Below are 24717 nucleotides of genomic sequence, written 5' to 3'. Positions count from 1 at the left end.
CCGTTTGCGACCAGTCGTGAACCAGGTGTTAGCCCCTGTGACACCCTGTAAAATCGGATTTTCACGCTTTTGAGCCTTCGCGGATTTAACCCTTTTGAAATGGGCCGGACCGCAAGAGCGGGACATGGCGATTACAGCTTCCCGCAGGAGACGGCACACCGTGCGCAAGGGCGTGCCGGGCGAGCGCGTGTCCGGGCTATTGCAGGAACGAGCCGAGGGGCGGGTGGATTCGGATCTCGATTCGGATTCCGGCTCCGATTCTGGCCGTGTGAGTCCCGTCGTCGATCTTCCCACGAAAGTCGAACCGCGCGGCATGGCCGGCAATTTCGCGCATTTGCGGCCGAAAGGGCCGAGCAGCGATCCGCTGTTCTACTTTGTCGCCCGGCGCTGGGAACTGATGGCCCCGGCAATGGTGTGCGTGCTGGTGATGACCGGTCTCCTGTCCGGCACGCATCCCGGGCAGTCCACCATTCTGCTGGCACTGTTGGCCACGGCCGGCTGCCTGGCCGCGCCCTTGCTGGCGCGAATCGAGGATCGGCAGCGGCATGACAGCCCGTTGCGCTATCCGCTGATGCTGCTGGCGATCGCCTTGCCGATGGCGCTGTTCGGCTTTGCCACTTCGCTGTGGGAGCCGGCGGTGGAGGCGGGCTATACGGTCAAGGGCCATGTCCTGCTGGTCTTGCTGGCGACGGTGCTGCTCAACGGGCGGATGACCTCGATCGTGGCGGCGACCGTGGCGCTGTGGTTCGGCGCATCGCTGCCGTCTGCATCGGTCTATTCGTTCGGCCTGCTGGCTGCAGGGTGCGGGCTGGGGCTGGTGGTCGCCATGCGGCAGGTGCGCGAGGCGGCGGCCGAATCGGCGCACCGTGCCGAGCAGGACATGCGCCAGCACCGCGCGGAAGAGCTTCTGGGCGAGTACGAGGATACCGGGCAGGGCTGGTTCTGGGAAAGCGACCGGCGCGGCATGATCACCTATGTATCGCCGCGCATCGCCCAGTTGATGGGCTGCACGCAGGACGAACTGGTGGGCCGGCCCTTCACCGGCCTGTTCCATGTCGAAGCAGGCGGGCAGCCGGAAAGCGAGCGCACGCTGGCCTTCCACCTGGCCACGCGATCCTCTTTCCAGGACCTGACCGTGCGCGCCGCCACCGCCGAGGCGGATGAGCGCTGGTGGTCGATCTCCGGCCGGCCGGTGCTGGACCAGTTTCACAATTTCCTGGGTTTCCGCGGTTCGGGCACGGATCTGACCGAAACCCGCAAGTCGCAACAGCATGTAACGCTGCTGGCGCGCTTCGATTCGCTGACCGCGCTGGCCAACCGTTTCCAGATGGCGGAATGGCTGGAGAAGATCCTTACCTCGCCCCGGCTGGAAAGCCGCGCCTGCGCGGTGTTCCTGCTCGATCTGGACCGTTTCAAGCAGGTCAACGACACGATGGGCCATCCCGCCGGGGACGCCCTGTTGAAGCAGGTGGCCGAGCGTCTGACCACCACGGTGGGGGCGATGGGCCGCGTCGGCCGACTGGGCGGGGACGAGTTCAAGGTGCTGCTGCCGGGGCATCACCAGCACGAGGGCCTTGCCCATATCGCGCGCCGGATCATCGAGAACCTGTCGCAACCTTACGAGATCGACGGTGTGCGCGTCACCATCGGCGCCTCCATCGGCATTTCGCTCTGCCCGGAGAATGGCAGCACGGCGGAAGAGATCATCCGCAATGCCGACCTGGCGCTTTACGCCGCCAAGGGCAGCGGGCGCGGGCGGCACTATTTCTACGACGATGACCTGCATTCGGACGCCAAGGAGCGCCAGCAACTGGAGCAGGACTTGCGCGACGCGATCGTGCTGGGGACGCTGGAACTGCACTACCAGCCGCAGATCCACACCACGACAGAGCGCATCACCGGGTTCGAGGCGCTGCTGCGCTGGAACCATCCGCGCCACGGTTACCTGTCGCCCGCGAAGTTCGTGCCGGTGGCCGAGGAAACCGGGCTGGTGGCCCAGATCGGCGAATGGGCCCTGCGCACCGCATGCCGCGATCTGGCTGCCTGGCCGGAAGATGTGCGCGTGGCGGTGAACGTCTCGCCGCTGCAGTTCTCCAATCCGGCACTGCCGGCGATCGTCACGCGCGCCATTGCCGACGCGGGCATTTCCGCGTCGCGGCTTGAGCTTGAGATCACGGAAAGCGTGTTCCTGGGCGAGGACAAGTCGACGGAGGCGATGTTCTCGGCGCTGAAATCGGTGGGCGTGCGTCTGGCGCTGGACGATTTCGGCACCGGCTATTCCTCGCTCGGCTATCTGAAGAAAGCGCCGTTCGACAAGATCAAGATCGACCAGAGCTTCGTGCGCGGCGCCACTATCGAGGGCAGCCGCAACGGGGCGATCATCTCCTCCATCGTCAGCCTGGCCGAAGCGCTGAACATGGAAACCACCGCCGAAGGCGTGGAAACGCTGGACGAGCTGGACCTCGTGCGCCTGCTGGGCTGCAGCCATATCCAGGGCTATATCTACGAAAAGCCGCTCACCGCAGTCGGCGCGGCCGCCAGGCTGACGCTGGGGCTGGGTGCGGTGGCGCAGGGGCCGCGTTCGGCGCGGGCCCCGCGCCAGACGATGCTGCGCAAGGTGATGCTGGAGCATGGCGGCCATATCTACCATGCCACGATCCGCAACGTGTCGCAGACCGGCGCGCTGGTGGAGGGGCTGTGGAACGTGCCGGTGGAAACCTGCTTCTCGCTCCATCTGGCGGAGGACAACGTGGTGCTGGCCACCGCGCGCTGGTGTCGGGACGATCACATGGGCGTGGAATTCGGCACGCCGCTGGAGCTGGACGCCCACGGCGCGGTGCTGTTCACCCCTTCGCGCACCCTGTTCGAGCCGAGCGAGAGCGGCCCGCTGCGCAAGGTTGGCTGAACCCGCTTTGAAAATGCGCGCGCGCCGCATTTCCAAACGATCAAAGCGCTGCTAACGGCGCTTCCATGACCGAACTCGCCCAGATCCGAAATTTCTCGATCATTGCCCATATCGACCACGGCAAGTCGACGCTTGCCGACCGCCTGATCCAGCGCACCGGGGGCCTCTCCGACCGCGAGATGAGCGCGCAGGTGCTCGACAACATGGATATCGAGAAGGAACGCGGCATCACCATCAAGGCGCAGACCGTGCGCCTGAACTACACCGCGTCCGACGGGCTCACCTATGAGCTGAACCTGATGGACACGCCGGGCCACGTCGACTTCGCCTACGAAGTGTCGCGCAGTCTGGCTGCCTGCGAAGGCGCGCTGCTGGTGGTGGACGCCGCGCAGGGTGTGGAAGCGCAGACCTTGGCTAACGTCTATCAGTCGATTGAGCACGACCACGAGATCGTGCCGGTGATCAACAAGATCGACCTGCCCGCCGCCGAACCGGAAAAGGTGCGCAACGAGATCGAGGAAGTGATCGGCATCGATGCGTCCGAAGCGGTGCTGGCCTCCGCCAAGTCGGGCATCGGCATCGACGAGATTCTGGAAGCCGTCGTCGCCAAAATTCCGGCGCCTTCGGGTGACCGCACCGCGCCGCTGAAGGCGATGCTGGTCGATTCCTGGTACGATCCGTACTTGGGCGTCGTCATTCTGGTGCGCGTAATCGACGGCGTCATCAAGAAGGGCCTGAACGTCAAGTTCATGCAGGGCGGCACCGAGCACCTGATCGACCGCGTCGGCTGCTTCACGCCCAAGCGCATCGACCTGCCCGAACTGGGCCCGGGTGAAATCGGCTTCATCACAGCGCAGATCAAGGAAGTGGAACAGGCCAAGGTCGGTGACACCATCACCACCGTGAAGCAGGGCGCCACGCAGGCGCTGCCGGGCTACAAGGAAGTGCAGCCGGTGGTGTTCTGCGGCCTCTTCCCGGTCGATGCCAACGACTTCGAGAAGCTGCGCGAATCGATCGGTAAGCTGCGCCTGAACGATGCCTCCTTCAGCTTCGAGATGGAATCGAGCGCGGCGCTGGGCTTCGGCTTCCGCTGCGGCTTCCTGGGCCTGCTGCATCTGGAAATCATCCAGGAGCGCCTGAGCCGCGAGTACGACCTCGACCTCATCACCACCGCGCCGTCCGTGGTCTATCGCCTGACGATGACCGACGGCACCGTGAAGGAACTGCACAACCCGGCCGACATGCCCGATCCGGTGAAGATCGACTTCATGGAAGAGCCGTGGATCAAGGCCGTGATCTACACGCCGGACGAATACCTCGGCTCGATCCTGAAGCTTTGTCAGGACCGTCGCGGCATCCAGAAGGACCTGACTTACGTCGGCGGCCGCGCGCAGGTGACCTACGAACTGCCGCTGAACGAAGTGGTGTTCGACTTCTACGATCGCCTGAAGTCGATCAGCCGCGGCTATGCCAGCTTCGACTATGAGCAGATCGGGCTTCAGGAGGGTGACCTCGTGATGATGAACATCCTCGTGAACAACGAGCCGGTCGATGCGCTGTCGATGATCGTCCATCGCGGTCAGGCCGAACCGCGCGGGCGTGCGCTGGTGGAGCGTCTGAAGGAACTGATCCCCCGCCACATGTTCAAGATCCCGATCCAGGCCGCCATCGGCGCCAAGGTGATCGCGCGCGAGACGATTTCGGCCATGCGCAAGGACGTGACCGCCAAGTGCTATGGCGGCGACATCACGCGTAAGAAGAAGCTTCTGGAAAAGCAGAAGGAAGGCAAGAAGCGCATGCGCGAGTACGGCAACGTGCAGATCCCGCAGGAAGCCTTCATCGCCGCCCTTCGCATGGGCGAGGAGTGAGGCCGACAGCCTCGCTTGCAGCGAATTGAAAAGGGCAGGGGAGCATGGCTCTCCTGCCCTTTTTTTTGCTGTGGCGTTGGGGAAGGGAAGCGGGATCCCCGCCTTCGCGGGGATGACGATGTGGTGGAGGCGGGATGATCCACTACCTCCAACAACCTTCAATGCCGTCATCCCCGCGAAGGCGGGGATCCCGCTTCCCTTTGACCAGACGCGACGGCCGAAGCGCGCAAACCACGCCCCGGCCATAACCCGTCAGAAAATCCGCCGGACCGAGAGCAGCACCGTCCGACCCATCGGGTCCAGATAGTCCTTCTGATAGGCATAAGGCGTGGCGCCGGTGGCATCGGTCACGGTCTGCCGCGTATCGAACAGGTTTTCGACCGAGAGGCTGACGCGCGTGCCGCGCGCCCATGCCTTGCCGCGGAATCGGTTCTGCAGGTTCGCGAAGAGCCGCAGGTCCAGCGTCGCCAGCGAGGAGAAGTGCAGGTCCCCGGTCGAACTCGACATGGTGTCGCCGGTGACCTTCGTCGCGCTCTGCCAGTTGCCTTCCAGTCGCATCCCCACGCCGTTGTCCACGACGCCGAGACTGGCGGTGATCTTGTGCTGCGGTGTCGTGCTACCGGTGACGGTGCCGCCGTGGAGCAGGTCGATCGTCTCGCCATCCTGGGTAAGCTGCACGTCCGAACGCAGCACCCAGGTGTGGTAGACCGATGCCAGCAGGCGCGCGCCGTTGTCGCTGCCGCCGGAGAACCCGCGCCCGCCACGGCCACCGCCAAAGCCGCCGGGGCCGCCACCAGGTCCTCCACCGGGGCCACCCGGTCCGCCCGGACCACCGGGCCCACCACCGGGAGGCGGGCCGAAGCCATCGGGCGGGGGGCCATCGCGGAAACCTTCTGGCGGAGGGCCATCGGGCGGGAATCCACCGGGGGGCGGGCCGAAGCCGCCGGGGCCTTCCTGCTCCCGCTGGCCGTTGACGGTGATCTCGTTATCGGCGCCGGGCTGGCCGGGCGAGTTCTGTGCTGCGGCGGCGCCAGACGGCTGGCCGCCCTGTTGTCCGCCTTGTTCGCCGCTCTGGCCACCGGCACGGCGACCGCGCCACTGGCCGTTCTCGCCCGGGCGCGCCCATGGCGGCCGCTCGGGGCGCTTGGGCTTGCGCAGCAGAGTGGAGAAATTGAAGCCCCAGCGCACTTGCTCGGTACGCTGCATATAGACGTTCACCGGGCGCGCATCGACGCCGACCAGCGTGCCCGTATCGTCGCGCACGAAGCGATCGGGGAAGGCGTCTTCCATGTCCTCGGTCACGCCGCCGATGCTCATCACCGCGTTGCGATTGCGGCTGTTCACGTAGTTGGCGCTGAAATTGAGCTTCGGCTCGTTCAGGATCTTGGCGGTCAGGCCCAGCTTGAAGCTGTGGCGGTCATCCGCCTTCAGATCGGGATTTCCGCCCGTAACCGTCGTCACCAGCACCGACTGGCCGGTGACATAGTCGTAGACGCGCTGGTTGGTGGTGGTGATCACCGGGCCGCTCAGCTGCGATACGGTGGGGGCGCTGCGATCCTCGTTGACCGCAGCGATCAGGGTCACCCCGTCCACCGGCGTCCAGGTCAGGCCATAGCCGAAGGTGCCCAGCGTGCCGTAGTCGGAGACCTGGGTGATCCCGCCGTTGAGGTTCACGCTCAACGATCCGATGGCGCCCAGCACATGCTTGCTGCGGCTGGTCAGCGGAATATCGACGGAAAGCTTGGCATTGCCGTTGGTGCGGTTGGCGTCGCTGTCCGTCACCGATCCGTTGCGGGTGGTGCTGGACGATTGAGAGGTGAAGTCGCCGCCCAGTTTCAAGCTGACGCCCATGTCGCCCGCCGGCAATTTCAGCAGCTTTCCGAAGATCAGCGCGCTGGCGCTGCCGGTATCGCTGTTGGACTTGGCGCGATTGGTCAGCATGCTTCCCAGCAGGCTGGGCGAGAGGGTGCCATAGGGATCGACCGAGGGGTCGTTGCCGGTGATCGCCGCCTGCAGCGCGTCGGTATCGTAGCCCGTTTCGGTGCGGGTATCCGATTCGCTGTGATCGTAGCTGGCGACGACGGAGAGCTTCCAGCGGGTGGACAGGTCCACATTCAGCGTCGTTCCCGCCGCAACGTCGCCGCTGTTCACCGCCTTGTTCAGCGGGTCGGTGGAGAGGTAGCGGGTAAAGGCTGCCTCCGACCCGGTGGTGGAATAGGGATTGTCCGCCGGGACGGTCAGATCGCCGGTGGCAAGGCCGTCCAGCGAACGGCTGGTCTTGTAGGTGCCCTTGACGTTGAACGAGAGGTTGGCGGAGCCGCCCAGATCGTGCGCAAGGCTGGCGGCCAGCGCGTAATTGCGGGTGGAGGCCTGAAGCGTGCGATAGGCACGGTCATCGGCCAGGCCGTTCGTCGCGGTGACGCCGCTGTCTGGATCGGGCACGATGTTGCGATCGCTTTCCAGGATCGCGGCCTGCGACGTGATCTTGCCGGTCAGGTTCAGCCGGTCGTTGTCATGGATCTTGGTGTAAGTGAAGGCGCCGTTGCCCTGGCCGCCGCCGCCCTTGGTGGACAGGCCGCCTTCCAGATTGGCGACGCGCGACTGGAAGCGCCGCTTAAGGATGATGTTCACCACCTTCTGCTGCGCGTCGTAGCCATATTTGATGGCCACTTCTTCGGGCAGGATATCGACGCGCAGCACCGATTCCACCGGCAGGTCGCCCACCTCGTTGACGCCGGACACGCGCTTGCCGTTGACCAGCACGACCGGCCCGCTGGACGAATCGCGGCCGGAGATGCTGGCGGTCTGGTCGGCGATCTCGTTCAGCAGGTCGCTGATCGAATCGACGCCATAGGACGCGATCTCGCCCTGGTTGATCTGGTTTTCGGGCGGAATGTCACCGATCACCGCGCCCGGCGGGGCCTGTCCGGTGACGATGATCTCGTCGGTGCTGCCGGCGTCCTCACCGGAAGTGGCCGTGCTGCCCTTGGTCGTTGCCGGCTGTGCCGGCGCTGCGGACGCCTTCGTTGCCTGCTGCGCGCGCACCTCTATCGGAACGGTAATCGCCGTGGAGGCGAGAATCAGGCACAGCACGCCGTGGCGGCCCTTCAGCGGGCCGGGCGGCAAACGGGTGGCGACAGGTTCGGGCATCCTCATGATTCCCGGCTAGATCGTGGGCGCGTTGGCGGAAATCCTCGAATAGTAAGAAATTGTAATGGTCGTGACAGAGTTGTCGTCACGCTTGCCGATCCTGCGCCTTAGCTAGGCTAAAGTGTTGGGTTTTCAGGCATAGTTAAAGCCATTGCAGGAAATGCCGTCTTTAAGGCAGAGCGGCCGCCGCAAACGAACGATTCGTGCGCGGGGAAAGCGCGCTCTCGATAGTTTATGACGAAGCCTCGGGTTGATCACGAATTGGTTACCGACATATATGTAGCAACAACGACTGGCGGGGTGGCGGATACCCCGTCGGAACGGGGATAAACGGGTCCGATGGAATTCGATTGTTGGGCACATGAGCAGTCACCGGCACAGTTCCGGCGTGTTCTGGAAGTGCTGCCATCGTTGACGGAAAAGCAGCACGAAGTGCTGCGCCTGGTCGCGGAGAATCGCACCAGCAAGGAAATCGCCTGGGAATTGGGCATTTCCGAAAGCGCCGTGAACCAGCGCATCGAAGGTGTCCGCAACCGCACCGGCGCCCCGCCGCGCGCCGAACTGGCACGCGCTTACAGGCATTATCTGCGCCCGGCGGATACAGCCTATAATCCTCTACCAGACAAGAATCCTCAGGTTCCGCCCACTGCCGATGCGACCGAAGAGTGGGATCAGGACGAGCAGGCCGATCGGCTGAGGCTGTCGGACGGGGTGACCTTCAAGATCGAAGCGCCCTGGCATGCCGAACCCGTAGACCGGCTCGTCCCCGAGGTGCTCGATGGTAACGATGCCGGTCTCAACCGCATGGCAGCCATGGTCCTGATCGCCGGCGGGTTGCTGCTCGTGGCGGTGTTCGGCCTGGATCTGGCCACGGCGCTGATCCCGTTTTCGTGAGCCAGCCTCGATCCTGGTCATGTTTGGGCTCCCCGTTCGTGCCGGGGATGTCGCAGGAGGGTCTACATGTCGATGACGATTTCCGCAGCCACCGCGCGTATCAGCCGCCAGCTTCCAGAGGCCGAAGTCTCGCTGGATTCGGCGCTGCTTGCCTCTGCCCGCCTCATGGAATCGATGCTGCTGGCACGCCAGGTGGAAGGCGTTGCCAACTTCACCGGGCAGAGCGCGCTGTTGCGCCTGGCCAAGTCGCAGCGCTCGCTGCTGGAATGCCAGAACGACATGATCCGCGTTCACCGCGCGCTGCTGGATGCCGGCCGCGACGTGAAGGCCATTATCGACGAGCCCGAAGCCTGCCCGGCCTCCGCCGTGCTGGTAGAGGACATGGGCGCGGGCGTGGTGCTCTCCGCCTGAGCCACGGCACCGGCGCTGTAGCAGATGCGCTGAAGGGACAGCATGGCACCGGGGGGTGGTCTGCTGATCCTGCTACGCGGGCCTTGCCGTGCTGATTCTTGTTGCGCGGGCTTACCTGCTACATGCCCTGCTGATCGTACTTTTTGTTCAGGCGCTGCGCCGCGGTGCGGCGCCTGAACGGATTTTGACGACCACGTTGCTTGGCATGCTGGTCATCGATCGGATCTATCATCTGATCACCAATCAGCATGCCGTGATGTTCATGGGAGTGAACCTTGGCCACTTTGCGATCGACTGCATCGGCCTTGCCGTGTTCCTCACCGTCGCGCTCTGCGCCAACCGGAGCTATCCGCTGTGGATAGGAGCGGCACAGTTGATCGCTTTTTCCAGCCATATCTATCCGATGCTGGTCCAGGATCTGCGGGGGCCGGCCTATCTGGCGATGAGCATAATGCCGTCTTACGTGCAGGCCACCGCAATGGCCTGTGGCCTGATCGCTCACACGCGGCGGCTGAAGACACCGGGCAGCTATCGATCCTGGCGCGCGTCCTTCAGCCCTATGCCGGCGGGGATGCCCGGGAGATGGCCCTCCGCCTGATCCGCGCCTTCGGATCGCTGCGTGGCATCTATTCCGCGCCGGCCGATGCGCTTGCCGAAGCGATCGGCAACAAGCCCTATGCCCAGGATGTGCTGGCCGCCGCGATCGCCGTCGCGCGCGACATCGGCATGCTGGCCATGCGAGAGGCGCTTTACGGCGAGCCGACCGAGCCGGGAAATCCACGCCTGCGCCGCTATCTGGTGCGCCGCCTGAGCACCCTGCGCGAGGAATGCGTGCTGATCCTGTACCTTACGGCGGAAGGGCTGTTCATTGCCGAGGATTTCTATCCCGGCGCGCAATGCAGCATGGTTACGCTGCCGCTGCGCAGCACAGTGCGCCGGGGTTTCGACCTCAATGCACGGCGGCTGGTGATCGCGCACAACCACCCCTCCGGCAATCCGGAGCCCAGCGCAGCGGACCTGCGCGCGACGCGGCACTGTATCGAGGTGCTCTCCGCGCTGGAATTCGCGCTGGATGATCACATCGTCGTGGGCACCCATGAAGTGGTCAGCATGCGCGATAGAGGGCTGATCTGACGGGAAAAATCGGGTTACTGGTCCCACAGGTTGCACAGTTGCACCGAAATGACCCGTTCGCGCATTTGACATTGGGTGCGGTGTCACCAGATTGCAGCGTGTCGCTTCCAGACATCTTGGCTAAAGGGGGGGCGCCGTTCTGGAGGTTTCATAGCCGCTGGAACAGCTTGGCGCCTCAACGATTGCACACCTTCCTCCCCGCCCTCACATGGAGACACGTACTTTGACCCGGATCGTGACCGTTCCCACCACTCCCTACGAAGGTCAGGCGCCCGGCACCTCCGGGCTGCGCAAGAAAGTCCGGGTGTTCCAGCAGCCGAATTATGCCGGGAACTTCATCCAGTCCGTGTTCGATGCCGTAAAGCCCGCGCCCGGCGCGGTGCTGGTGATCGGCGGGGACGGGCGTTTCCACAATCGGGAGGTGATCCAGCTGGCGATCCGCATGGCCGCCGCAAACGGATATGCGCGGGTGCTGGTGGGGCAGGGCGGTATCCTGTCCACGCCGGCGGCCAGCAACGTGATCCGCAAGTACGGTGCCAGCGGCGGACTGATCCTTTCGGCCAGCCATAACCCCGGCGGGCCGGACGAGGATTTCGGCATCAAGTACAATATCGCCAACGGTGGCCCCGCGCCGGAGAGCGTGACCGCCGCGATCCACCATCGCACTACCGAGATCGACAGGCTGCTTACCGTGGAGACGCCGGACGTCGATCTGGACACTTTGGGCGAGGCCACCGTGGAGGACATGACCGTCCAGGTGATCGATCCGGTCGCCGACTATGCGGACCTGATGGAAGCGCTGTTCGATTTCGACGAGATTCGCCGGATCGTCGCCTCTGGCTTCACAATGCGCTTCGATGCCATGAGCGCGGTGACGGGCCCCTATGCGCACGAGATTCTGGAGCGCCGCCTCGGCTTCGCGCCCGGAACGGTGGTGAACGGGGTGCCGCTGGAGGATTTCGGCGGCCATCACCCCGATCCCAACCTGATCCATGCCCGCGCGCTCTACGAGTTGATGATGGGGCCGAACGCGCCCGACCTTGGCGCCGCGTCGGACGGGGATGGCGATCGCAACCTGATCATCGGACGGGGACGCTATATCACCCCGTCGGATTCGCTGGCGATGCTGGCCGCCAATATCGAGATCGCACCGGCCTATCGCGGCCGATTGGCCGGAATCGCTCGTTCGATGCCGACCAGCGCCGCGGCCGATCGTGTGGCGGAGGCTTTCGGCATTCCCTGCTACGAAACGCCCACCGGCTGGAAGTTCTTCGGCAATCTGCTCGATGCCGGCAAGGTGACGATCTGCGGAGAGGAAAGCGCCGGCACCGGATCGGACCATGTGCGCGAGAAGGACGGGCTCTGGGCCGTGTTGCTCTGGCTCAACATCCTGGCCGTGCGCGAGATCAGCGTGGACGATCTGGTCAAGGCGCACTGGGCCCGGTTCGGTCGCAACTATTACGCGCGGCACGATTACGAGGCGATCGACAAGGGGGCTGCCAACGCGCTGATGGCCGAACTCAAGGCATCGCTGCCCGGGCTTGCCGGCAAGGTGTTCGGCCCGCTCACCGTCGCCCATGCGGACAGCTTTGCCTATACCGACCCGGTGGACCACTCGGTCAGCGAGAACCAGGGCGTGCGCGTGCTGTTCGATGATGCCAGTCGCGTGGTCTTCCGCCTTTCCGGAACCGGCACCCAAGGGGCGACGCTGCGTGTCTACCTCGAACGATACGAGCCGCCTTCGGGCCACATCCTGGCGGACAACGATGCGATGCTGGAATCGCAGATCGCCGCCGTCGATTCCATCGCAGGGATCGCGCGCCATACCGGACGGACTTCGCCCGACGTCATTACCTGACCGGTTCGCCGTCTGAGGTTATCCCTGCAAATGCACAGGTTCTGCGCATCATTTGCACAGGATATCCACAGGCTGATCCTCAAGGCACGCCGGCGCAACGCGGGGGCGGTATCGCCGCCTCTGCCTTGCGCGAACCCCGATTGCGGTCGAGCATCGCCGCCACGACGCCCAGAAGGGCGCATTGGGGAGAACGCGGATGCCTCGGATCGACGTGGGTGGAATCGGCATTGCCTATGAACTGCTCGGGCGGGAAGGCGACCCGGCAGTCGCGCTGACGCCGGGCGGGCGTTTCACGATGGACGTGCCGGGCCTGCGCGAAATGGCGGAAGGTTTCGTGAAGGCGGGTCGCCGCGTGCTGATCTACGACCGGCCGAATTGCGGTGCCTCGGATGCCTGCCTGCTGGGTGAGAGTGAATCCGAAATGCAGGCGGAGGCGCTGGCCGGCCTGATCCGCAAGCTGGATCTTGGGCCTACGGTGATCGCCGGCGGATCGGGCGGCAGCCGCGTCTCCATGCTGGCGGCCGCGCGCGATCCGGAAATCTGCTCGCACCTTGCGCTCTGGTGGATTTCGGGCGATCCGATCGGCCTCATGCAACTTGCCACTTATTACTGCGGAGAGGCGGGCACGCTCGCCAGCCGGGGTGGCATGGAGGCGGTTCTGCAGGCGACCAGCTGGGCCGAAAATCTGGCCAAGAGCCCGCAGGCGCGCGACTATATCCTGGCGCAGGATCCGGAACGTTTTATCGCCGTGATGCAGAAATGGGCCGCTGCCTACGTGCCTTCGCCGGTCAGCCCGGTACCCGGCATGACCCAGCGCGACTTCGCGCGGCTGACGATGCCGACACTGGTATTCCGGTCCGGCACCAGCGACCTGTCGCACACCCGCGCCACCTCCGAATGGGTGCACCGCCTGATCCCGCATTCGCGCTTCATCGATCCGCCATGGGGCAACGATGAGTGGAACGAGCGCTCGATCGAAACCCATTCGGGCGGGAACGGGCATACGCTGTTCCGCTCATGGCCGAAGCTGGTGCCGCTGATCCTCGATCTCGCGCGCGGTTGAAGATCGTCGCTCTTGGCTACCTAACGGTGCTTTCGCAACGAGACCTGGAATGGCTGAATGTCGCGGGGCGGTGCAATGGCCGTCATCGAAGCTTTCACTGACCGGAAACCCTCAAGATCCGTCGTCCCCGCGCAGGTAGGGACCCCGCTTTCTCATGGCGCCGTCGGACAGCCATAGCGGCCATCCGATCCACAGGTTGCGCACATAATTCCCACAATCAATCCACGCGAAATGCCGGGAATATCCACAAAGATGGGGAAGGTTATCCCGCCTTTCCCACCAGTGATCACCAGCTATTCCACCTAGAGCACACATCTTATCGACGGGGTTATCAACAGGCTTGCCCGTTGCCATGCCGGAGTGCTCTAGAGCGGGAATGGACCTCACGCGCTATTTCGCCCGCATCGGCCTGACGGCCGCACCCGCCATGGATCGCGAAGGCCTTGCCACGCTGCAAAGCGCGCATCGCCGGGCCATCGGTTTCGAGAATCTGGCCATTCCGCTGGGTGACGGGATTCGCATCGACAGCACCAGCGTGTTCGAGAAGCTGGTGGTGCAGGGGCGAGGGGGCTATTGCTTCGAGCAGAACCGGTTGCTGTCCGATGCCCTGTCCGCGCTCGGGCTCGTCAACCGGCCGCTGCTTGCGCGCGTGATGCTGGGCCTTCCCGAACACGCCGCGCCGCCGCGCACGCATACCCTGGTGCTGGTCAACATGGAGGGCGCGGCCTGGATCGCCGATGCCGGTTTCGGTGGCAGCTTCGTGCCGCCGCTGCCGCTGGAGGACGGGGCGCAGGCGCAGACTCCGGATGGGGCGTGGCATCGCCTGCTGCGCAGTGGTGAGCGCGGATCGCTGGCCGGCGAATGGCGCCTTGAGCGTGCCGGCCCCGCCAGCGCAACCGATGGTCGCAGCGCGCCGCATGGCGAGTGGCAGCCGCAATATGTCTTCGATCTGGGCGAAGTGGCGCAGGACGATCTGGAGATGGGCAACCACTGGACATCGACGCGGCCCGATACGCGCTTTACCACGCTCTGCATCGCCAGCGTCGTGCTGGAAAACGGCTTCGCGGCAATGACCGACCGCCAGCTTTCGATCTACCGCAACGGCGTAAGCGAAATGCGCGAGGTCACCGATGCGGCCGACTATGCGCGAACGCTGCGCGAGGTGATGGGCATCGCGCTCACCGATGCGGAAGCCGCGCGCCTGCCGCTATTCACCTGACGGGGCCGAGAAGATGCCCGATCTGCCTGCGCCCCGCCTGTTCCTGATGGCTCAGGATCGGAGCCTTGACGCACTGAGGTCTGGCGCGAACTGATGCCCGACCCTCAGACTTCGCGCAGCCGCGGCATCAGTTCCACGAAATTGCAGGGCCGGTTCCGGCTGTCGAGTTGCTCGGCAAGGATACCGTCCCACCCGTCCTGCACCGCGCCGTTGGAGCCGGGCAGGGCGAAGATATAGGTTCCCCGCGCCACCGCCGCGCAGGCACGCGACTGGACGGTGGAGGTGCCGATGGTCTTGTACGAGATCCAGCGGAACAGTTCGCCGAAGCCCGGAATGTCCTTGTCCTTCACCCGGTCTATCGCTTCGGGGGTGACGTCGCGTCCGGTCAGGCCGGTGCCGCCGGTGACGACGATGGCGTCGATCTCGCGGTCGTCGATCCAGTTGTTGAAACGGGTGGCGAGCAGGCCGGCATCATCCTTCTCGATCGCGCGGATCACAAGGTGATGTCCGGCCTTGCGGATGCGGCCTTCCAGAATATCGCCCGAGGTATCGTTCTCGGCCGTGCGGGTGTCGGAAACTGTCAGCAGGGCAATGTTGATGGGCTTGAATTGACGCTCACGATCAATGGCCACGCACTATTGCTCCATTCGCTGCCATGCGCACGCCTTGCGAGCCGGACAGGCCCGGGAAGGTCGGCCACATGTCCTGTGCAAGCGCCATGCGGCTTTCCGAAGGGCCGCCGGCCTGACGCTCGTACATCCAGTAGTTGCGCAGCACTATGTTCACGTAGCCGCGCGTTTCCCAGTAGGGCAGCGATTCCATCCACAACAGCGGATCGCCGCCGCAGTTCACTTCGGTGTTCCACCGCGAGATCGGCACCAGCCCGGCGTTGTAGGCCGCCATCACCTTCAGCAGCAGGCCCTGCGTTCCCGATGAATCGCGCAGCGTCTGCAGGTGCTGCTGGCCGAACGCCAGGTTTACTTCGGGCTTGTTGAGATCGGTGGCCGATCCCGAAACGCCCAGCAGGGAGGCATGGTCGCGCGCGGCGGCCGGCATGATCTGCATCAAGCCACGCGCGCCGGCGGGGCTGACGACGCTGGTCTGGAAGATCGATTCCTGCAGCGTGTGGGCATAGACCAGCGCCGGGTCCACCTTCCAGCCGCCGGCCGGGGTCCACTTGGGCGTGGGGAAGCGGCTGGCCGGTTCCGGCCGTCCGCCCGCAGGCGCGTTGTAGGCCATCCACAGCTGGGTGGAGGGCAGGCCCAGATCGCGGGCAAGGCGGCTGATCGATGCGTATTGAGCGGCACTGCCGATGCGCGCCTGATGGCGCAACACTTCGTCGGCCAGGCCATCCTCGCCGATTTCGGAAAGTTCAACGGCGGCGCGGATGTTCGGCGTATCGCGCAGCGTCTGCCAGTCGGACGGGGTGAAGTCGGCGGCCGAGTGCTGTTCTGGCAGCCTCATGCCCAGCTGCTCGGCGGCGAGCATCCCGTAAAGCGTCTCATCGCGCGCGGCGGCAAGGCGCAGTTCGGCGGCGGCCGCTTCCGGCTTGCGGCAACGCACCAGCGCGCGGCTGCGCCAGTAGTGCGCGGCGCTGGTCAGTTCGCTGTTCTCGGAATTCTTCGCGGTCTTGTCGAAAGCGTCGGCGGCGCCGTCGCAATCGCCCAGGCGCCATGCGGAAAGCCCGGCGGTCCACCACGATTCGCCAACCCACGGTCCACCGCCCATCGCGCCCAACTGGGCCATCTGGTAGGCAGAGGCGTCCTGGTTCTCGATATAGAACGCCCAGGCCACCTTCTGGCGCCATTCCGCCTGCGAGGATGCGCTGAGGCTGGCGTCGATGCCGTCCAGCAGCAGGCGCGCGCCCATCGGATCGTCGTTCTTGATGCGGTCGTTGATGCCGGAGGCGATCGCGGCGGGCATCGTGCCATCGTCGATCGAGGCGGGGCGCACCCGCTTGGCCATCGTCGGCAGGCGGGCGAAAGCCTGCTCGCTGGGAACCGAAGGCACCGAAAGCGCGCCGCGCTTCAGCGCCAGGCGGCTGATCTGGTCGGCACCGGGAAGCTCCGTTCCCTGCGAAAGCCAGGTCTGAAGGTCGGTAAGCTCGATCTTCGGAGAGCCGGAGGCGAGGTAGTATTCGGCGCGCAGCTGCTGGTGCAGCGGCCCGTCCGGCCGGTCGGACAGCATCTTCTGGACGGTGGCCCAGTCCTTCGCGTCGATGGCGGCGAAGGCCTGCTTGTAGTAGGACCGGTCATCCTGGCTGAGCAGCGAGGGGACCGCCGTACTGTCGGCGCGGGTGCGGAAGTATTCCACCGCCGCGCTGTTGGCGAATGCCGGCGTCGCGGCCAGCGTGGCGACAGCCAGCGCAGCCACCCCCGCGGCGCGCGCTGCCATGGCAAAGTTTTTCACGTCAAAATTCCCCGCATCCTGCGACCTAACCCCGCATGTGGTGGCCGGATGGATGCTCCCTTCAGGGCCTCGTCCACTCCAGCCAAGCCCTCCAGATGCCTGCCTTCGCGCGCGGATTCTGCAGCAGCGCGGCAAGCCCCCATCCGGCCAACAGAGGTATACTCACTCCTTCATGATCAAATTGTCTTAAAACGGCAGTGCGTTGCGGTGATTCGTGGCCGATCAGCGGCAGAACGTTGCCGCCGAGCACGATCAGCCGTTCCGGAGCCACCAATTTCACGTGCCGGGCCAGCGCATCGCCCACGCCGCGCTCGCCTGCGGAGCGCCAATCGGGCACCGGATCGGGGCGGGGCAGGGCACTGGCCAGGTAGATATCCTCACGCGCGGTGCCGAAGGCCTTGAGCATCGCGTCAAGCAGTTTGCCTTGCGGTCCGCTCAGCAGACGGTCACGGTCACACGCTTCGGGTGTTTCGACAACGACCATCAGCTTGGCGCCCGCCTTGCCCTCGGGAGAGAGGCGCCCGCTTGGTCCGCCATCGTCCAGCAGCGTTTCGGTCAACCACCATGCGTGGAAGCTTTCCAGGTCGGCAGGCAGCAGCCCGGGGTCGATGCATGTCGGCACCACCGGTGCTTCCACCACGACCGGCACGCGGCGCGGGGGCAGGCGATCGCCGTTCTCGTCCTGCTCCTCTTCCGGCACGATCCACTCGCGCGGCTCGTCCAGAAAGTCGCAATCGACACCCGCATCGCGCCACCAGTCGAGCGCGGCAGTGATATCGTCCAGAAATTGCCGATTTAGGGCCTGATCCATCGCGTGGGTCTTGACCTGTCGCATTCCACCAATCAAGGCACAACACGAATTAATCGCGCGCTTAAGTGTGTGAATCGCAATTTTTGGGGCAAAAAGGCCCAATAGGGTCGATGACGGGGCCAGGAGTCGGGACTGCCATGATTGAACGTGAAGAGATGCCTTACGACGTGGTGATCGTCGGCGGTGGACCTGCGGGTCTGTCCACGGCGATCCGGCTCAAGCAGGTCGATCCCGAACTGTCGGTCTGCGTGCTGGAAAAGGGCTCCGAAATCGGCGCGCACATCCTTTCGGGCGCGACCATCGATCCCAAGGCGCTCGACGAACTGCTGCCCACCTGGCGCGAGGACGGCTGCCCGCTGGCCGAAACGCCGGTGACGGACAATCTGCACTGGCACCTGACCAAGAAGAAGAAGTTCGCGCTGCCGCACTTCATCCAGCCGCCTTTCATGTCCAACGACGGCAACTACACCGGTTCGCTGGGCAACCTCTGCCGCTGGCTGGCCGAACAGGCCGAGGCGCTGGAGATCGAGATCTTCCCGGGCTTCCCGGCGGCCGAGATCCTCTACGACGATGCCGGCGCGGTGATCGGCGTGCAGACCGGTGACATGGGCGTCGACCGCGAAGGCAATCCCAAGGGCGACTTCCAGCCGGGCATGAACCTGCTGGGCAAGTACACCGTATTCTGCGAAGGCGCGCGTGGTCACCTGACCAAGCGCCTGAAGGCGAAGTACAATCTGGAAGCCGATTGCCAGCCGCAGATCTACGGCCTGGGCATCAAGGAACTGTGGGACATCGATCCCACCAAGCACGTTCCCGGCCGCGTGATCCACACGCAGGGCTGGCCGCTGAGCGAGAACAACGCCTGGGGCGGTGGCTTCCTTTATCATCAGGCGAATAACCAGGTCGCGCTCGGCTTCGTGACCGCGCTCGATTACAAGAATCCCTACGTCTACCCGTTCGAGGAATTCCAGCGCTGGAAGCAGCACCCGGAAATCCGCGCGATCCTGGAAGGCGGCAAGCGCGTCGCCTACGGTGCCCGCGCGATCAACGAGGGTGGCTGGCAGTCGGTGCCGCAACTGGCCTTCCCGGGCGGCGTGCTGGCGGGTTGCTCCGCGGGCTTCGTCAACGTGCCGCGCATCAAGGGCACGCATACCGCGATGAAGAGCGGCATGCTGGCGGCAGAGGCGATTGCCGCCGCGATCAAGGCCGGTCGCGAGCAGGATGCGCTGACCGAATACGACAGCGCCGTGCGCGAAAGCTGGATCGCCAAGGAACTGAAGCTCGTCCAGAATGCCGAGCCGATGGTGGCGAAGTGGGGCGGTGAGCTGGGCACGATCCTGGCCGGTGCCGACATGTGGCTGCGCACGCTGTTCGGCTTTGGTCTAGCCAAGCCGATGAAGCATCACACCGATGCCTCGTGCACGCAGCGGGCCGATCTCTACCAGCCGATCGCCTATCCCAAGCCGGACGGCGTGATCAGCTTCGATCGCCTGACCAGCGTGTCCTACTCGTTCACCAACCACGAGGAAGACCAGCCGTGCCATCTGCGGCTGAAGGACCCCAAGGTTCCGACCGAGATCAACCTGCCGGTCTATGCCGGGCCCGAGGCGCGCTATTGCCCGGCGGGCGTCTACGAATTCGTCGATCCCGACGGTTCGGGCATGAAGCTCCAGATCAACGCGCAGAACTGCGTCCACTGCAAGACCTGCGACATCAAGGATCCGACGCAGAACATCGAGTGGGTGACGCCCGAAGGCGGCGGCGGGCCGAACTACCCGAATATGTGATGTGCCAGTCCTCCCCGGTACGGGGAGGTGGCAGTCCGAAGGACTGACGGAGGGGATTCTCCGCAAACACCGACGCCCGCGCCGTGGCGGGAATCCCCTCCACCATGCTTTGCATGGTCCCCCTCCCCGTATCGGGGAGTACACTTGCGCCGGCGGCGCTGGCATCGCATGGACGGTGCGATGATTTCGGAAACTGCCTACGCCAAGATCAACCTCGCGCTCCACGTCCGCAGACGGCGCGAGGATGGCTATCATGAACTGGAAACGCTCTTCGCCTTCGTCGATGCGGGGGACGAACTGGCGGCCACGCCGGCCGAAGCCGACAGGCTGATCACCCACGGTGAGTTTGCCGCGAAGATCGACGATCCGTTCGGCAATATCGTCGCCAAGGCGTTGACGGCGCTGCCGCATGGAAAAGGCTGGTCGGTCGATCTCGAAAAGCGCCTGCCGGTGGCGGCAGGGCTGGGCGGTGGCTCGGCCGATGCCGGCGCAGTGTTCCGCATGGTAGAGCGGACGCACGGCTTGCCCGATGACTGGCACGCCCAAGCAGCCAAACTCGGCGCGGACGTTCCGGCCTGCGTGCTCTCTCGCCCCTGCATCGGCACCGGCACCGGCTCCGATCTGGCCGAAGTTGCCGAAAACGACCTTGCCGGCTGCCCGGTGCTGCTGGTCAACCCGCGCCTGCCGGTGCCGACCGGGCCGGTGTTCAAGGCCTGGGATCGGATCGACCGTGGCCCGATGCCGACGGGCTCCTTGCGCGAAATCGCCCTGACCGGCCGCAACGATCTGGAAGCACCCGCCATCGAAATCTGCCCGGCCGTGGCCGATGTTCTGGCGGCACTGCGCGAAACCGCACCGTTCCTTGCCCGCATGTCCGGTTCCGGCGCGACGTGCTTTGCGCTCTATGAAAGTCAGGAAGCCTTAAGCGAGGCGGCGGCAAGGATCGCTGCAACCCGCCCCGATTGGTGGCAATTGTCCGGGAACCTGCGTTGATTACCGAAGCATATCGCCTGCTGGGCACGCCGCAAGCCGGCGGCATCCTGATCGTTGCCGATCACGCCTCCAACCGCGTGCCCGATGGCGTGGACCTTGGCATCGAAGAGGAACTGCTGAACCGCCACATCGCCATCGACATCGGCGTCGCCGGTGTTGCTGAGCGAATGGTGGGTGCAGACATCGCCGCGTGGCTTGCCAACGTCAGCCGCCTCGTCTGCGATTTCAACCGCGATCTCGACGCGCCCGGCCTCCTGCCAGCAGTGTCCGACGGCCACGAAATTCCCGGCAACGTGCTCTGCGACGAAGGCCGTTCTATCCGCCTCGCACAGTATTTCCACGCCTATCACGACGATCTGGAGGCACACCTCGTCGCCGCCGAACCGGCGCTGATCTTCTCGCTCCACAGCTTCACGCCGGCGCTGGCCACCTGCGACAAGCCGCGCCCCTGGCATGTGGGCGTGCTCTATAACGAGGACGACCGCGCCGCGCGCATCGCGATCCCGCTGCTGGAGGCGGAGGGCCTCGTCGTTGGCGATCAGCTTCCCTATTCGGGCAAAGTCCTGAATGCGACGATGAACCGCCATGCAGAGGCGCATGGCCGCCCCTATCTCGGCATCGAAATCCGCCAGGACCAGATCAGCGACGCGCAAGGGCAGGCGCTCTGGGCCGAACGCATGGCCCGCATCTGCCATCAGGTCGGCGCCGCGCTGAGGTGACTTGTGAAGCGATGGCCGCAGGGATAGCTTTCCGGTCGTAATTCGGGGGGGGGGCACCATGATCGGCTATCACCTTGTACGACTGGCGAAATTTTCGGGTCGAGAGGGGCGAGAGAAGTTCTGGCCCTGGGCCGGGATCGTCATCGGCCTGATCTTTCTCGCCAGTTTTGCCGCGATCGGGCCGATGATGGCGCGCAGCATGGCGAAGATGCAGCAGTTCGCCCGCGACCACCCTGAGCAGTCCACGGTGAGCGCGGGGCCGGGCCATTACCAGATCAGCATTCAAGGGCATCATCCCGAACTCATGCCCGATTTTTCGGCGGTGTCCGGGGCGATGGAAGCCATCGTTGCCGTGGCTGTCGTCCTGCTCGCCGCGGCTGTGACAAGGCGCCTGCACGATACGGGCAGGTCCGGCGCGTGGGGGCTTTTGCCATTGCCGTTCCTGCTTATCGGCTTCATCCAGATGCCGAAGCTGTTCGCGATGCCAGAGCCGGACATGCGGCTGTTCGGCCTGCTGTTCCTCAATAACCTTTGCTATCTCGGCTCTCTCGGCGTGCTGGTGCTGTTGCTGGCCCGGTCGGGGAGCAAGGGCGAAAGCCGCTACGGGCCGCCGCCGGAACTTTGATCTCGCACGATCCGAAAAGCAAAAAGCGCATTTCTGGAAATTTTATGCCTCGCAAAACCCCTGCACATCGCGTAGGGGCGCGGCAAGACGGTCGCCATCGTGCGCCGCCCCCATGACCAATCCCGGAGTTCGCACAATGCCCGCCTATCGTTCACGCACTTCCACCCACGGCCGCAACATGGCGGGCGCGCGTGGCCTCTGGCGCGCGACGGGCATGAAGGATGCGGATTTCGGCAAGCCGATCATCGCCGTGGTGAACTCGTTCACGCAGTTCGTGCCCGGCCACGTCCACCTGAAGGACTTGGGCCAGATGGTCGCGCGTGAGATCGAGGCGGCCGGCGGCGTCGCCAAGGAATTCAACACCATCGCGGTGGATGACGGCATCGCCATGGGCCACGACGGCATGCTCTATTCGCTGCCCAGCCGCGACCTGATCGCGGACAGCGTGGAATACATGGTCAACGCCCACTGCGCGGATGCCATGGTCTGCATCTCCAACTGCGACAAGATCACGCCGGGCATGTTGATGGCCGCGCTGCGCATCAACATTCCGGTCGTCTTCGTTTCGGGCGGGCCGATGGAAGCGGGCAAGGTCGTGCTGCGCGGCAAGGAGCAGGCGCTCGATCTGGTGGACGCCATGGTCGCCGCCGCCGACGAAAGCTACACGGACGAGGAAGTGAAGGCGATCGAGCGTTCGGCTTGCCCGACTTGCGGTTCCTGCTCCGGCATGTTTACCGCCAACTCGATGAACTGCCTGACCGAGGCGCTGGGCCTCTCGCTGCCGGGCAACGGTTCGACGCTGGCGACCCACTCGGACCGTCAGCGCCTGTTCCTGGAAGCCGGCCGTCTCGCGGTTGATCTCTGCCGCCGTTATTACGAGCAGGAAGACGAGACCGCGCTTCCGCGCAATATCGCCAGCTTCAAGGCGTTCGAAAACGCCATGAGCCTGGACATCGCCATGGGTGGATCGACCAACACCGTGCTCCACCTGCTGGCCGCCGCGGTCGAAGCGGGCGTGGACTTCACGATGGAGGATATCGATCGCCTCAGCCGCAAGGTGCCGTGCCTGTCCAAGGTCGCGCCCGCGAAGAACGACGTCCACATGGAAGACGTCCACCGCGCCGGCGGCATCATGGCGATCCTGGGCCAGCTGGACCGTGCGGGCCTGCTGCATACCGACCTGCCGACCGTCCATGCCAAGACGCTGGGCGATGCGCTGAACCACTGGGATATCTCGCGCACCAACGCGCCTTCGGTGCAGGAATTCTTCAAGGCCGCGCCGGGTGGCGTGCCGACGCAGACTGCGTTCAGCCAAAGCCGCCGCTGGGAAGAACTCGACCTCGATCGTGAGAACGGCGTCATCCGTTCCAAGGAACATGCGTTCAGCCAGGACGGCGGTCTTGCGGTGCTCTACGGCAATATCGCGCAGGACGGCTGCATCGTGAAGACGGCGGGCGTGGATGACAGCATCCTGAAGTTCACCGGCACCGCGCGCGTCTACGAATCACAGGATGCCGCCGTTGCCGGCATTCTTGGCGGGCAGGTCGGCGCCGGTGACGTCGTCGTCATCCGCTACGAAGGGCCGCGCGGCGGGCCGGGCATGCAGGAAATGCTCTACCCCACCAGCTACCTGAAGTCGAAGGGCCTGGGCAAAGCCTGCGCGCTGCTGACCGACGGGCGCTTCTCGGGCGGCACGTCGGGCCTCTCGATCGGCCACGCCTCGCCCGAAGCGGCCGAGGGCGGTGCCATCGGCCTTGTCGAGAACGGCGACACGATCGAGATCGACATTCCCGGCCGCACCATCAACCTGATGGTTTCGGACGAGGTTCTGGCGCATCGTCGCGCTCAGCAGGAGGCACGCGGTGCCGATGCATGGTCGCCGGTCCACCCGCGTCCGCGCAAGGTTTCGGCCGCTCTTCAGGCCTATGCCGCGATGACCACCAGCGCCGCCAAGGGCGCCGTGCGCGACGTGACGCAGCTCAAGCGGAAGTGATTGCGGGGCAGGGGGTATCTTGCCCCCTGCAACCCCCGATCAGGCGTATGAACGCCGCGCGATGATCATGGCGGCATCGGTGCCGCCATGGTTCTGGTACCGCACCAGCATCTCGTGAAAGCCGCGTTCGTCGAACAGGCGCAGCACGCCGTCCAGCGGATATTCGTTCATCTGCATCACCGGGGTATCGGCGGCGCGGCCGCCCAGCAGGTTCATGACCGCTTGCCCGCCGGGAACGGTATGGCGGATCTGCTCGCCCAACCGTTGCCAGCGGCTGTGGTTGCGCCTGGTCGAAAGCTGGATGATGGCGCCGCCGCCGGGATTTACGCGGTCCAGCAGCCGGCCCAGAATGGCCATGCCGCGTGCCACGGGAATATGTTGCAGGACGATGCAGCTGATGACGAAATCGAACGATCCTTCCACTCGCGACAGGCTGTCGTCCGACAACAGATAGTCGATCGGCCGCCCGTCGCTATTCCGCCGCGCTTCCGCGAGCATGGCGGGGGCGATATCGAGCCCGACGGCACTCTCGAAATGATCGGCCAGCGGCAGCGTCAGGCGCCCGACGCCGCATCCGAAATCCAGCGCGCGTCCGCGCGGCAAGGCGCCGAAGTAGCGTTCGATCTGGGAGAGCCAGTGCGAAACGAAAACCTCTCCGCCCTCGAAAAATTCGCGGCGATGGTCCTCGATACTGTCGCTGCGGAAGCGCGCGTGGGTGAGGACCGCATAGTAAGGGTCCCGTTCGCCCCATAGACGCCAATTGTGATCGCTGTCGGCCATGGCGACCGCTTACTCCGGTTCGGCGGGCCTGCCAACGGAGCCTGTTGTTTCGCCAAGGTCTTGAACGAAAAATTCGGGCGAGCAAATTCGGGTGGGGC

General features: G+C 64.9%; 19 protein-coding genes. 14 read left to right on the top strand and 5 right to left on the bottom strand.

Annotation, left to right across the window (positions count from 1 at the left end):
• Positions 1 to 124 precede the first annotated feature (124 nt).
• Entirely contained in the window at positions 125 to 2905 is a 2781-nt protein-coding gene (locus tag WBP06_RS08885; RefSeq protein WP_395333913.1) for an EAL domain-containing protein, read from the top strand.
• 65 nt (positions 2906 to 2970) lie between these two features.
• Complete coding sequence (gene lepA / locus WBP06_RS08880) at positions 2971 to 4773, top strand: translation elongation factor 4 (protein WP_395333911.1); 1803 nt, start codon at positions 2971 to 2973, stop codon at positions 4771 to 4773.
• 252 nt (positions 4774 to 5025) lie between these two features.
• Here the strand turns inward: lepA and WBP06_RS08875 are convergent, their stop codons facing one another.
• Positions 5026 to 7923: a TonB-dependent receptor gene (locus WBP06_RS08875; RefSeq protein WP_395333909.1), complete on the bottom strand. Its 2898-nt coding sequence runs from the start codon at positions 7921 to 7923 to the stop codon at positions 5026 to 5028.
• A 339-nt stretch (positions 7924 to 8262) separates the two neighbouring features.
• Here WBP06_RS08875 and WBP06_RS08870 point away from each other — a divergent pair, with 339 nt between their 5' ends.
• The 7 genes from WBP06_RS08870 (at position 8263) to WBP06_RS08840 (ending at position 14502) form a co-directional block, all read left to right on the top strand.
• On the top strand, positions 8263 to 8817 hold the full coding sequence (locus tag WBP06_RS08870) for a helix-turn-helix transcriptional regulator (protein ID WP_395333907.1): 555 nt from the start codon (positions 8263 to 8265) through the stop codon (positions 8815 to 8817).
• Positions 8818 to 8883: 66 nt separating this feature from the next.
• Positions 8884 to 9228, top strand: coding sequence for a hypothetical protein (locus WBP06_RS08865; protein ID WP_395333905.1), 345 nt, complete (start codon positions 8884 to 8886; stop codon positions 9226 to 9228).
• 88 nt (positions 9229 to 9316) lie between these two features.
• The gene (locus WBP06_RS08860) at positions 9317 to 9826 is read left to right on the top strand and encodes a hypothetical protein (protein ID WP_395333903.1); all 510 of its coding nucleotides are present in this window, start codon (positions 9317 to 9319) and stop codon (positions 9824 to 9826) included.
• The gene (locus WBP06_RS08855; protein WP_395333901.1) at positions 9811 to 10362 is read left to right on the top strand and encodes a JAB domain-containing protein; all 552 of its coding nucleotides are present in this window, start codon (positions 9811 to 9813) and stop codon (positions 10360 to 10362) included. Before WBP06_RS08860 ends, WBP06_RS08855 begins: the two co-directional genes overlap by 16 nt.
• A 223-nt stretch (positions 10363 to 10585) precedes the next feature.
• Complete coding sequence (locus tag WBP06_RS08850; RefSeq protein ID WP_395333899.1) at positions 10586 to 12220, top strand: alpha-D-glucose phosphate-specific phosphoglucomutase; 1635 nt, start codon at positions 10586 to 10588, stop codon at positions 12218 to 12220.
• 196 nt (positions 12221 to 12416) lie between these two features.
• Positions 12417 to 13283 (top strand): alpha/beta fold hydrolase, encoded by an 867-nt coding sequence (locus WBP06_RS08845; RefSeq protein WP_395333897.1) that lies wholly within the window; start codon positions 12417 to 12419, stop codon positions 13281 to 13283.
• A 376-nt stretch (positions 13284 to 13659) separates the two neighbouring features.
• On the top strand, positions 13660 to 14502 hold the full coding sequence (locus WBP06_RS08840; RefSeq protein ID WP_395333895.1) for an arylamine N-acetyltransferase: 843 nt from the start codon (positions 13660 to 13662) through the stop codon (positions 14500 to 14502).
• Between the two features lie 104 nt (positions 14503 to 14606).
• On the opposite strand, the gene moaB is transcribed toward WBP06_RS08840, so the two are convergent.
• The 3 genes from moaB to WBP06_RS08825 form a co-directional block, all read right to left on the bottom strand.
• Positions 14607 to 15134 carry a molybdenum cofactor biosynthesis protein B gene (gene moaB, locus WBP06_RS08835; protein ID WP_395333893.1) on the bottom strand — a complete coding sequence of 176 codons (528 nt, stop codon included), beginning with the start codon at positions 15132 to 15134 and terminating at the stop codon, positions 14607 to 14609.
• On the bottom strand, positions 15124 to 16896 hold the full coding sequence (locus tag WBP06_RS08830) for a lytic transglycosylase domain-containing protein (RefSeq protein WP_395334104.1): 1773 nt from the start codon (positions 16894 to 16896) through the stop codon (positions 15124 to 15126). The genes moaB and WBP06_RS08830 overlap by 11 nt, the downstream gene beginning before the upstream one ends.
• A gap of 76 nt (positions 16897 to 16972) precedes the next feature.
• Positions 16973 to 17746, bottom strand: coding sequence for a uracil-DNA glycosylase family protein (locus WBP06_RS08825; RefSeq protein ID WP_395333891.1), 774 nt, complete (start codon positions 17744 to 17746; stop codon positions 16973 to 16975).
• A 113-nt stretch (positions 17747 to 17859) separates the two neighbouring features.
• Between WBP06_RS08825 and WBP06_RS08820 the strand changes: the two genes are divergently transcribed.
• The 5 genes from WBP06_RS08820 to ilvD all read left to right on the top strand — a co-directional run bounded on the left by WBP06_RS08820 (position 17860) and on the right by ilvD (position 23839).
• Positions 17860 to 19509, top strand: a complete 1650-nt coding sequence (locus tag WBP06_RS08820) for an electron transfer flavoprotein-ubiquinone oxidoreductase (RefSeq protein ID WP_395333890.1) — start codon at positions 17860 to 17862, stop codon at positions 19507 to 19509.
• Positions 19510 to 19689: 180 nt separating this feature from the next.
• A complete protein-coding gene (locus WBP06_RS08815) occupies positions 19690 to 20502 on the top strand; it encodes a 4-(cytidine 5'-diphospho)-2-C-methyl-D-erythritol kinase (RefSeq protein ID WP_395333888.1) in 813 nt (270 codons plus the stop codon).
• Positions 20499 to 21221: an N-formylglutamate amidohydrolase gene (locus WBP06_RS08810; protein ID WP_395333887.1), complete on the top strand. Its 723-nt coding sequence runs from the start codon at positions 20499 to 20501 to the stop codon at positions 21219 to 21221. The genes WBP06_RS08815 and WBP06_RS08810 overlap by 4 nt, the downstream gene beginning before the upstream one ends.
• A gap of 58 nt (positions 21222 to 21279) precedes the next feature.
• A complete protein-coding gene (locus tag WBP06_RS08805) occupies positions 21280 to 21846 on the top strand; it encodes a DUF805 domain-containing protein (RefSeq protein ID WP_395333885.1) in 567 nt (188 codons plus the stop codon).
• 136 nt (positions 21847 to 21982) lie between these two features.
• A complete protein-coding gene (gene ilvD / locus WBP06_RS08800; protein WP_395333883.1) occupies positions 21983 to 23839 on the top strand; it encodes a dihydroxy-acid dehydratase in 1857 nt (618 codons plus the stop codon).
• 39 nt (positions 23840 to 23878) lie between these two features.
• Here the strand turns inward: ilvD and WBP06_RS08795 are convergent, their stop codons facing one another.
• Positions 23879 to 24619, bottom strand: coding sequence for a class I SAM-dependent methyltransferase (locus WBP06_RS08795; protein ID WP_395333881.1), 741 nt, complete (start codon positions 24617 to 24619; stop codon positions 23879 to 23881).
• Positions 24620 to 24717 lie beyond the last annotated feature (98 nt).

Source organism: Novosphingobium mississippiense (assembly GCF_044029535.1).
GTDB lineage: Bacteria > Pseudomonadota > Alphaproteobacteria > Sphingomonadales > Sphingomonadaceae > Novosphingobium.
The sequence above is the reverse complement of the archived record's forward strand: the minus strand, read 5'-3'. Positions and strand labels throughout refer to the sequence as shown.